Source organism: Vibrio sp. 10N.286.52.C3, assembly GCF_041468865.1.
In the GTDB taxonomy this organism is placed as follows: Bacteria; Pseudomonadota; Gammaproteobacteria; order Enterobacterales; family Vibrionaceae; genus Vibrio; species Vibrio crassostreae_C.
In genome coordinates, this window is sequence record NZ_JBFRJM010000002.1 from 31,678 (window position 1) to 42,444 (window position 10,767).

10 protein-coding genes and 1 pseudogene are annotated in these 10,767 nt (G+C 46.0%); 6 read left to right on the forward strand and 5 right to left on the reverse strand.

What is annotated here, in order from left to right:
- The first annotated feature begins 56 nt into the window (after positions 1 to 56).
- The gene (locus AB4138_RS01135; protein WP_372304703.1) at positions 57 to 1,082 is read left to right on the forward strand and encodes an IS110-like element ISVisp6 family transposase; all 1,026 of its coding nucleotides are present in this window, start codon (positions 57 to 59) and stop codon (positions 1,080 to 1,082) included.
- 402 nt (positions 1,083 to 1,484) lie between these two features.
- Here the strand turns inward: AB4138_RS01135 and AB4138_RS01140 are convergent, their stop codons facing one another.
- Positions 1,485 to 1,958 (reverse strand): hypothetical protein, encoded by a 474-nt coding sequence (locus AB4138_RS01140; RefSeq protein ID WP_372304705.1) that lies wholly within the window; start codon positions 1,956 to 1,958, stop codon positions 1,485 to 1,487.
- Positions 1,959 to 2,159: 201 nt separating this feature from the next.
- On the opposite strand from AB4138_RS01140, the pseudogene AB4138_RS01145 reads away from it, so the two are divergent.
- The 4 genes and pseudogenes from AB4138_RS01145 to AB4138_RS01160 all read left to right on the forward strand — a co-directional run.
- Positions 2,160 to 2,344 (forward strand): annotated as a pseudogene (locus tag AB4138_RS01145) (IS110 family transposase); the annotation flags it as partial.
- A 143-nt stretch (positions 2,345 to 2,487) separates the two neighbouring features.
- Positions 2,488 to 3,387: a homocysteine S-methyltransferase family protein gene (locus AB4138_RS01150; protein ID WP_372304706.1), complete on the forward strand. Its 900-nt coding sequence runs from the start codon at positions 2,488 to 2,490 to the stop codon at positions 3,385 to 3,387.
- A gap of 113 nt (positions 3,388 to 3,500) precedes the next feature.
- Complete coding sequence (locus AB4138_RS01155; protein WP_372304708.1) at positions 3,501 to 4,511, forward strand: Gfo/Idh/MocA family protein; 1,011 nt, start codon at positions 3,501 to 3,503, stop codon at positions 4,509 to 4,511.
- A gap of 10 nt (positions 4,512 to 4,521) precedes the next feature.
- Positions 4,522 to 6,042, forward strand: coding sequence for an SgrR family transcriptional regulator (locus AB4138_RS01160; RefSeq protein ID WP_372304710.1), 1,521 nt, complete (start codon positions 4,522 to 4,524; stop codon positions 6,040 to 6,042).
- Positions 6,043 to 6,138: 96 nt separating this feature from the next.
- On the opposite strand, the gene AB4138_RS01165 is transcribed toward AB4138_RS01160, so the two are convergent.
- The 4 genes from AB4138_RS01165 to AB4138_RS01180 all read right to left on the reverse strand — a co-directional run bounded on the left by AB4138_RS01165 (position 6,139) and on the right by AB4138_RS01180 (position 10,328).
- Positions 6,139 to 7,233: an HDOD domain-containing protein gene (locus AB4138_RS01165; protein ID WP_372304712.1), complete on the reverse strand. Its 1,095-nt coding sequence runs from the start codon at positions 7,231 to 7,233 to the stop codon at positions 6,139 to 6,141.
- A gap of 235 nt (positions 7,234 to 7,468) precedes the next feature.
- The gene (locus AB4138_RS01170) at positions 7,469 to 8,524 is read right to left on the reverse strand and encodes an alcohol dehydrogenase family protein (protein WP_372304714.1); all 1,056 of its coding nucleotides are present in this window, start codon (positions 8,522 to 8,524) and stop codon (positions 7,469 to 7,471) included.
- Positions 8,521 to 9,039 carry a TetR/AcrR family transcriptional regulator gene (locus AB4138_RS01175; protein WP_102394446.1) on the reverse strand — a complete coding sequence of 173 codons (519 nt, stop codon included), beginning with the start codon at positions 9,037 to 9,039 and terminating at the stop codon, positions 8,521 to 8,523. Before AB4138_RS01175 ends, AB4138_RS01170 begins: the two co-directional genes overlap by 4 nt.
- A 155-nt stretch (positions 9,040 to 9,194) precedes the next feature.
- Entirely contained in the window at positions 9,195 to 10,328 is a 1,134-nt protein-coding gene (locus AB4138_RS01180) for a multidrug effflux MFS transporter (RefSeq protein ID WP_372304716.1), read from the reverse strand.
- 97 nt (positions 10,329 to 10,425) lie between these two features.
- Here AB4138_RS01180 and AB4138_RS01185 point away from each other — a divergent pair.
- On the forward strand, positions 10,426 to 10,767 hold a 342-nt coding region (locus AB4138_RS01185), incomplete at its 3' end, for an AraC family ligand binding domain-containing protein (protein WP_372304718.1).

Here is a 10,767-nt window from a genome sequence, read left to right on the forward strand (position 1 = left end):
TCCCCCTACCGAGGATCTGCCACACTTATGTGGTACTTAAATGCATCGGAGGCACCATGTCTGATTATTCTTATTTCTGCGGTATCGACCTAGCTAAAAACCACTTTAGTCTTCATGCCGTAGACCAAAATGGTAAGGTCATACTTCATAAGTCAGTAACCCGCTCTAAACTACTGACTACAATAGCAAATATGCCACTCATGCGTATAGGCGTTGAAGCGTGTGGTGGTGCACATTATTGGGCAAGAACACTCAATAAACTGGGTCATGACGCCCGTATCATGGCCGTTAAATACGTGGTTCCTTATCGAACTAAAGGGAAGAACGACCTTAATGATGCAGTAGCTATCTGCGAAGCTGTTCAGCGACCATCCACTCGCTTTGTGCCCGTAAAATCACCAGAGCAACAAGCCATCCTATCGGTACATAGAATGAGAGAGTATTGGGTTCGTGAACGCACCGCGCTTATGAATCGCATGCGCGCCCTACTTTCTGAGTTCGGGTTAATCATTCCTGTTGGCCGCTCTTCATTAATGAAACACGTTCCCTTAATGCTTGAAGATGCAGAAAATGAACTGCCACATCTCGCAAGAACGGTGATTGCCGATGCTTATCACCACCTTGGAGAGTTGAATCAACGTATCGCCGATACTGAACAAGTCTTCGACTCTTTTGCTAAGGTCAGCGCTAATGTTCAACGAGTGATGAAAGTTCGAGGTATTGGGCCGCAAACCGCTACTGCGATACTTGCTTCGATAGGCAATGGTTCTCAATTTGATAAAAGCCGTGATTTCTCTGCTTGGCTAGGACTAGTACCAAAGCAATATTCCACAGGAGGAAAACCTCGCTTAGGCCGAATAACCAAACACGGTGATAAATACTTACGAACACTATTAGTTCATGGCGCAAGGACCGTGATTGCCAACCTTGGCGACAAGCAAGATAAGTTAAGTCAGTGGTGTCGCGGCGTTCTAGAACGAAGAGGAATGAACCGAGCAATAGTGGCACTGGCCGCGAAGAACGCACGAATTATATGGTCGCTTTTACACAATCAAACAGAATATGAAAACTATGCTGCTTAAGTAGAAACCTAAGCAGCATAAAGAGTTAAACCCACCGGGTCATTGCAGACGCTAATGATGGAGATAGGTTAAGACCACTTGCGGAGAGCCTGTTAATGCGGCGGACACACTAGATGTCATCTAACGAATAAGGCACCGCAGTCGCGCAAGTCATCAGGGCCACGACGTATGCGAATCGTCGATAAGTAGGCCGAATGTAGAGCGGCAGTCCAAAACCCATCAACATAAGTTTAGCGGATGTTTGACAACCGGGGGAATCCATGTAGCCACGTTAACGCAGGCCTTCAATGATAGTGAGCAACGCAATACCGATGGTTCCGCATGCCACCTTCAACACTAAAAACAACGCATAGTAAAAATGCCACGCGTTGCGAATCACTCTTAAACAGATTGTTATAACACTTATTTTTCGCGTCTTTTTCTCTTTTTTGAGTGATGAGATAACTGCATGCTAGGAACATCAAAAAAATACGCATAGTCATCTATATTGATGACAACACAATTGTTCATAATTATTCGAATGCCATATTGTTTTTCTGTTTCTTCACTAATAGCAGAAGCCCGTTGATACGCAGCTTTGGAGCCTCTTTTCAAACTCTGCCACATATATGCTAGATATCCAATTCCAAATAAACCTATCCCTGTCGCAAACTCAGTATTAAGGAAACTAGCTACTGATGACGCACTACCTTTGAATAAAAGCTCAGCATATAGGAGTGAAGCGATAACTAACCCCCAGATAAACTTTTCTGATTTCTTAGAATCTGCAAAAGCTTTATCAGTTAAATTCCCGTACCATCTAGCTTGAGATGAAATATTCTCAGTGTCTTCTTTACTTAGAGGAGTAACAAAAAAATCGTTAATATGTGTAGTCATTCTAATTAATTCGTAGTGATAAACTTCAAAGCATTTTACCACTGTCAATACATACAAAAAGGGCAGCATTTCATATGTTTCAGTCAAAACCTATTGATAAAACATGTGCTCCTTACTTGAGAGGGTTATAACGAATGACATGGACTCCCCCTACCGAGGATCTGCCACACTTATGTGGTACTTAAATGCATCGGAGGCACCATGTCTGATTATTCTTATTTCTGCGGTATCGACCTAGCTAAAAACCACTTTAGTCTTCATGCCGTAGACCAAAATGGTAAGGTCATCAGTCTGTAACCGGCCCTAAACTACTGACTACAATAGCAAATATGCCACTCATGCGTATAGATATTGATGCGTGTGGTGGTGCACATTATTGGGAAAGGGTGAATCTAAATTATGCCGTGGCTATCTCCAAAACAGTCCGACACCTTTTCTCGATAACACAGGGGCTTGATGGCTTCTGTCTGACAAGGTTGTCTGATATGGTGGCGGCAGAACTTCAGCAATTGTTTAGATAGTATTGAATATGAAAACACTAACCATACTTGATGGCGGCATGGGCCGAGAACTCAAAGAAATTGGCGCGCCATTTTCTCAACCGCTTTGGAGTGCTCAAGCGCTGATTGAAGCACCCGAATTTGTTAGCCAAGCGCATCAAAACTTTGTCGATGCAGGTGCTGAAATCCTAATCACCAATAGCTACGCCTGTGTGCCTTTTCACTTGGGTGAAGAGCTGTTCGAGCAGCGAGGCTTTGAACTAGCCACACTGTCTGGTGAGCTGGCTAAAGCAGTTGCAGACAATGCTACCCACACAGTGAAAGTAGCAGGCGCGATTCCACCGCCATTTGGCAGCTACCGACCAGACTTGTTTAAGGTAGAAGAGGCAGCGCCAATCATTCAAACGCTTTACGATGCCCAGGATCCAAACATCGATCTTTGGATAGCGGAAACCATCTGCAGCCTGCAAGAGTTCGAATCCATTCATGCGGTTCTTAAGCAGTCAGATAAGCCGTGTTACTACGCATTCAGTTTGGAAGATACCAAGGTCGATTCTGCCAATATTCGTTCTGGCGAGAGCGTAACAGACGCCATCAAACTTGCCTGCCAATCAAACGCGACAGGCATTATGTTTAACTGTTCAGTGCCTGAAGTGATGGATCAAGCCATTATCGATGCCAAGAAAGTGATCGATGAGCTAGGCAGTGATTTAGAAGTTGGTGTCTATGCCAACAATTTTGCGCCTATCAGCAACGAACATGAAGCGAATGATATGTTTCAGGAGATGCGTGAGCTGGATGGCCAAGGTTACTTAACTTACGCTAAACGCTGGCATGCACTGGGCGCGAATATTATCGGTGGCTGTTGTGGCATCGGGCCAAAACACATTAAAGCCCTAGCCGATTGGAAACACTCAATACAGAGCTAATCCTGAGCTTCAACTAGAATAAAATAAATAGAGAACAGGTTGAGAAATCTGTTCTCTATTTGTATGTGACGTCTCTGAGTACACTGATACAAAACAACGATTTGGAGCAACTGATGAGCGACACGCAACGCAAAATTAAATGGGGTATCGCAGGGCTAGGCAATATCGCCAATCGATTCGCGACTGCAGTCACAGAGCACTGTCTGCATGGTGAGCTTTGTGCCGTTGCCGCAAGAGATCACTCACGCGCAACCACGTTCGCCAACAAGTTTGGTTGCGACAAGGCTTATGGTTCTTATGAAGAGATGGCGAATGACCCAAGTGTTGAAGCAGTTTACATCGCTACGGTTCACCCATACCACCAGCCACTCGCCGAACTGTTTCTAAAGAGTAATAAGCATGTATTGGTTGAGAAGCCGGCTTTTACCAACCTTGGTGACTGGCTTGAGATGAAAGCCCTCGCCAAGCAAAATGGCGTGATGCTGTTAGAAGCGATGAAAACCGTGGTGTTTCCCGCGTATCGTGAGCTCCAATCATTCTTGGTCGATAACAACATTCAGATAGATTCAATCGAAGCCAGCTTTGGTAACCATCATGACTATGAGCCCGATTTGTTTATCTTCAATCCGGATTTGTCAGGCGGAGCAGCACTCGATGTTGGGGTCTATGGGCTTTGGTTCTTTTACGATCTGTGCCGAACGCTGGGTGTAAACCCTTCAAAACCTCAGGTAGAGATGTCGTGTCTTTATGAGGGAGCGAATGTTGATACCAATGCATGCTTTACATTCTCTGGTGATATAAGCGGTAAGATATCGGCATCAACAGTGCAAAACCTTCCCCGATCAGCACACTTGAGTGGACCTGAAACCAAAATCACCATTCACGAAAAATGGTGGAATCCGGCCTTTATTGAGATTGAACATCAAGGCAAAAAGTCGACCATTAACTACCGAGTGATAGGGAATGGATTCGAGTTTGAAATCGACCATTTTTCAGATTTGGTGCTTCAAGGCAAAACTGAATCGAATATCCTGAGCTCAGAGATAACCTCTCGAGTTCTCGATACGATGGAAAACGCACTGATTGATTCTGGCTATTCACATTTAACTCAACCTCGTCGTTAGGAAAAGCAAATTGGGCAACCTTAAGCGTAAGCTTGAACTGTATGAAAAGATATTTCAGGCTTTTGGGCCTGGAGTATCACACTGTCAGGTCAACCAACTGGCCACACTGCTGCACGTGAGTGAACGTCACGTTCAGACCTTACTCAAAGCGATGACAGCACAAGGCTGGATTGAGTGGCAAGCTAGCTCAGGCCGCAGCAAGAAGGCACAACTCACGTGTCTGGTTGAACCCATTGAGGCGTGTTACCAATACGCACAAACCCAAGCTGACGCAGGCAACATAGAACAGGTGTTTAGCACCTTGAGCTTCAACGGCCGCAATGCTGGCACTGAGTTGCAAGCCTTTCTAAGCAATACCAATCCGTCGACGCAGAATATCGCGTACATCCCGTTTCACCGAGAACTCGAAGCGCTTCACCCTCAACGCGTGCTTAGACGCACCGAACGTTTCTTAGTTATGCAAGTTTGCCAACGCCTAACCTCCGTTAAGCACGGCAAACTCAGCGGCGATCTGGCTTATCATTGGCAGCCTAATCAAGATGCGACACAGTGGCACTTTCAGATTCGCAATGGTGTTCAGTTTCATAAAGGAAGAACACTCGAACCTCAAGACATAGCGCGCAACCTTAACTCGCTCTGCCAAAGCAAAATATGGCGTCGTTGTTATCAGCATATTGATGAGGTCTCTGTCTCGGCAGGCAATGTGGTTGTCGTGAAACTGAATCAACCTGATTGGCATTTACCGCGCCTACTTGCTAGGGCTGAAGCCTCCGTATTCGATCACTCATCACCGACTGATAGGCTGATTGGATCTGGCGCGTTCTCATTAGACATCTTCTCAAGCAAGATGTTGAGATTGAGCCGCAATAGCGCCTATTCACACAGCACGCCGATTCTGAATCGAGTCGAGTTGTGGGTCTATCAGGAATGGGCACAGAGCAAAGCCTGCGCTCAAAATCAGGTGTGCGTGAAACTGCCCGAGAAGACGACCAGCGTGCGTGGGGATGACCATTCTTCCCAACCGGATTTCGGCTCAACCTTCTTTAAGATTCAAAGCCCGATGTTGTCTTCAACCGTTCGTGAGTTCACCGTTGAAGACACCTCTGAATGCCAAGCCCTTTTCGATCAGTTGTCAGTGTCTGGCGACCACAAAACCAGCGTGGAATATGGGCACTACCTAACTCACTACCTAACTACCAAAGACGTCGCGCTGTGCAGTATTATTGATGAGAACGACACCTTCACTGCGTGGTTAAGCTTTTTCACTCGCTTCCCGTTTGAGGACTTAGCTCTACCTGCTGAGATGCCAAAAACAGTAGAACAGGGCTTAGCTTCAATAAGAAACCAGCCCAACTTTGAGTTAGCGATGAATGCACTGTTGGAACTGAAGCATTGGTTGAATGAATCTGGGGTTGTGACTGAGCTCAAGCAAGAGGCGTTCAACTTAGAGGTTTCTGAAAAGATACACGGCGCACAAGTAAATGGTTTCGGTTGGTGCGAACTCGACAAGCTGTGGATTAGCCATTTGTAAGCGTATTTCGTAGCTGAATGTATTTCACAACCTAGCCCAACCAAGCTGCAACCAATCATTATGTTCAGTCACAGCGTAGGTCGAATAGGCTAAGGGTTAGCTCACTAGCGATAATTCAGACTCTTTATAGATACGGTTAGCCACTTTGTATGCAGCCGGAGACATCAGTGTCTCTTTGCATCTGCGCTTAAATTGCTCGACTTCAATCGTTTGTTCTTCCAGTAAATAGCACAGCTCACTCAAATAGTTAGCTTCAAACACAGCTTGACCAAGTAGTGTGCATTCGTATCGGCTCGACTCTTGGTAGCCAATTGCGGTCAACACAGACTCTGGCAGCTCCCAGAACTTAGCAATGGTGTAAGTCAGGCGAATAGAGTAGCTGTTCATCAGGCGCTTCAATGCTAACGAGTTAGGCGGAACAGAAGGATCTACATGCTTGAAAGCTTCTACCATCATCTGGAAAATGATCATCTTGCCTAAGTTGCGAATCAACCCAACAAAGTACGCCGCAGCTTGATCTTCTTGAGATGAAGAGTCTTTCATCAACTCCTTAGAAAACGACGCGGTTTGAACACTGTGATTCCAAATTTTCTCACCGAAGTGACGCCAGTAAATATTGTTCCCCGGCGTGAAGTTCTTCATGTAGCTATTCACCACCCCTTCAACGAGCCCTTGTGAACCCATATTGAGGAAAGCAGTTTTTAAGTCAGTAACTTGTTTTTCACTGCGTTTGTAGAAGGCGCTGTTAGCCAGTTTAATCACATCGGCAGCCATACTCGGCTCGCGCTCAATCACTCTTAACAATGCATCGACATCAAAGTCGTCGCTCTGTAATTCTGCCATTAACGTGGTTACAGAGGCTGGCATCACTGGCAGTTCATTAAGCAGGGCTTTTGGAGAGCGAATCAAACGTTCGATTTGGCAAGCGACAAAATCACTAAATGGGTCTGACTCCGTTCGAAGGCGAGACTCTCCAAACAAATAATCAAGGAACTCACCATCGTGAAGGCTAAGCGTCTTATCGACGATTAATGATGATGGCTGAGCGGACGACGGCGGAACAAAGATTGAAGACTGAACAGAATCAGTAGCAACGGTTTGTTGTTGCTCTTGTTGGGCAGGCTCTGCAGAGAGTTTGTTTTTTGAATCAACAAAAGGTGAGAATAGTGCCTGCAATACCCTTTTAAACATCAATACGGCTCCTAGATACATACAACATAGATAGGGATATATAATGGCGGTAATTATCGCACAGTTAATTCATAAACCACACAATGATAAATGAATCATTAACTTTTCAGCTGTATAGGATCTGTTACTCAACGGGTTGCAAGACTGAGCCCGCCAGCATTCGCCAGAAACAAAAAAGCGAGCACATGATACTGGCTCGCTCTTACATAGATTAGATGCGTGACACCGTCTAAAGTTAACTCTGAGCGACTTTCAACACGATCTTACCAACGTGTTTTTTCTTTAAGAACTCATCTTGCGCTTTATGGATATCGGCTAGCGGATAAGACTCTGCAACGATGGCGCCAATCTGCTGTTTCTCGATACGATTAACCAAGTTTTGGAATACTTGCGGTTCTAAAACCGTGCAACCAAAAAAGCTGAGGTCTTTGAGATACAAAGTTCGCACATCAAGCTCAACCATTGCACCACCAATCGCACCAGACACAGCATAACGGCCATGCGGTTTTAGGACTTCAAGAAACTCTGGCCACTTGTCACCAGCAACTAAATCGATCACCACATTCACGCTGCTTTCGCCTAGCGCGTTAACCAAATCTGAATCACGGGCAATCACTTCATCAGCGCCAAGTTCAAGTAACTGTTGGTTCTTGCTTGGGCTAGTGATGGCAATAACATACGCGCCGCGAGCTTTTGCTAGCTGAATAGCCGCAGAGCCCACACCGCCCGATGCACCTGAGATAAGCACGCGATCACCTTCAGCCACATTGGCACGAGTTAGCATGTTCTCTGCTGTTGAGTAAGAACATGGGAAAGACGCTAGCTCAACATCCGACATGGTGCTGTTCACCGCGTAAGCGTGCTTAGCTGCTACTTTGGTGTATTCAGCGAAACCACCATCGCATTCAGATCCGAAATACCATGGCTGTGGTAGATCTTGTCCATAAACCTCGGTCAAACAAGGCTCAATCAGAACACGCTCACCAATACGGTCAACTGAGACTTCATTGCCGACTTCCACGATAAAACCACACACGTCAGCACCTTGGATACGAGGGAACTTTAGCGCTTCACCCGACCAACTGGCATCGTCTGAATCATCACTTTTTGCATACCAACCGATTCGCGTGTTGATGTCAGTATTATTAACGCCTGCTGCCATGACTTTGATCAGCACTTCATTAGGCTCAATTTTTGGAACAGCAATGTCTTCACGGTAGCCAAGCATTTCTGCCCCGCCGTGCCCTAGCATCTCTGCGCCTTTCATTGTTTTTGGTATCTCGAAATTCATACTGTTTCCTTGAGTAATTTTGTCACCATATTCTGTGCCGATGCCACTGCTTCTTCGCCTAAGACTGGCCACGCGCTTGATACGCCTTCATGAAGTAAAAACAGCGGTGTCGCGAGATCCTCTCGCAGGCTCTGATTGCCTATAAGCAAACGAACTTGTTCTTTATGCTGTGTAACCGCTTGGCTGATAAGCTCATTATCGGGAAACGCGGCCATCGCATTCATCGACATACACCCGTGCGGCGCATATTCTTCTAACCATTGTTGAAGCTTGTTGAAGATATGAGTAACCGATGCGAGCCCCTTTTCAGGCGACGTTTCCAACAAGAAATCTAAGTAGCGTTGGTGTCGATACTCCAAGGCACCAACGATCATCGCTTCTTTTGAAGGGAAATGTTTATACAAGGTTCTTAGGCTTACATCGCACGCCGTTTTCAGCTGTGCAACGCTCGGCTCAGCAAAACCTTGCTGGCTAAATGCCACCTCTAAGCTTGCTGCAATCTGTTCTCTCAACATAGTGCTCTCTCAATACCCGACAAAGGGTAGAATGATTGTTCTACCTACAGAGTAGAACGATCACTCTACCCCTGTCAATATCCAAATTTACAAACCAAGAAATGATAAATTCCGCGCCAAACAGGACACGGAATTTATCAATACAGATGAGAGACTTAGCGTTTAAGCTGGAGTCGACTGCGTATCGTCACCAGAACAGATAACGCGCCACAAAGTACCAACACTACACCTAAATCTTGAATCATTCCCGCTAAAGCGAGCCCTGAGCCGATCAAGGTGTAATACATCAAACCAAACAGTGCGCCTGCACTTCCTGCTTGAGATTGGTAACGTACCAACGCTCGGCTCAATACATTGGGAATCGCAATGCCAAACGCCATAACCACCAACATCATTGGAAGCAAGAACCAGATCGTGTGTTGTGAAAAATACACACCCACCGCACCTAATGTTTGAAGCCCTGCTGCGATACCAATCAGAGACATTGAAGACACTTGTCTCTTCAACAATGTCTTGTTCACCAAGCTTCCCAACAGAGTCCCGAACCCAAGCACAATGCCGCTGTAGCCAAACTGCTCAACGCTAAATCCAAGTTGAATGAAGGCAAATGAACCCAATTGATAATAGGAAAACAGTGCAATATTGAACGACGCGACCAGCAACGCAGACATCCATATATCGCTATCTTTGACCATGTGAATACTGAGTGACTTTAACTGCAATGGCTGCTTAGATTGTTGCGTTTCAGGCAATGACCATAGGCTATGTGCCAACAGCACTAACACCATAATAAACAGGGCAATAAACACATATTGATGCCCGCCCGCTTGGCTTAATTGACCGCCAAGAAGCAACCCGATGATTGGGCTAATCGACAGCCCCATCCCCATGTAACCAAACACCTTGGCCAGTTCCGCGCCGCTAAAGGCATCGCGCAACATGGTTTGTGTCACCACCGAGCCCACCGCAAGCCCGAAAGCACCCATGGCTCTGGCTATCATCAACCAAACAAAGCTATTGGTTTGCATAGCAATGAGTGCTGAACAGGCGAATAACCCCATGCCCAATAACATGGTTGGTCGGCGCCCCCACTTGTCAGCTAACACGCCCCATACCACCACACCCACCGCAAATGCAGAGAAGTAGATCGAGAGGGTTTGAGCAGCTTGTGTGTAACTGACATCAAAGGATTTCGATATTGAATCCAGAGTCGGGCTATAGATGGTTTCTGCGATTTGAGGGAACATCAGCAATAGCACCATTTGCCATAAAGAAGGTTTTGTTTTCATCATTTTTCCAAGACCAGTGAACTTGACGAGGAGTCTAGGGGAAACTAACCTTGGCTCGTTAACAACATTAAAACCAAAAACAACAAGATTGGGACAAATGGCATTAATCAGCGAAACCATTGAGTTTGATGCAGACAGCTTACCTGCGCCCGTAATAGGGATTGCGGCAGAGCTAGGTCAGCATGACTCAGGAATACATCACCACGTAAAAGGACAGCTGCTGTATGCTCCGCAGGGTTGCATCACCTTGACCTTAAAAAACGCCATTTGCATTTTGCCGCCGACTAAAGCCGTGTGGATCCCGCCTTATACCAAACATCGCGCGCAGATGACCAATGTGGTTGCTTATCGGTCGCTCTATTTTGATAGCAGTATTTACACCTGCCCAGAAGCGATTGAAATTGTGGAAGTGAATGAGCTTTTAAAAGGTTCATCGCGG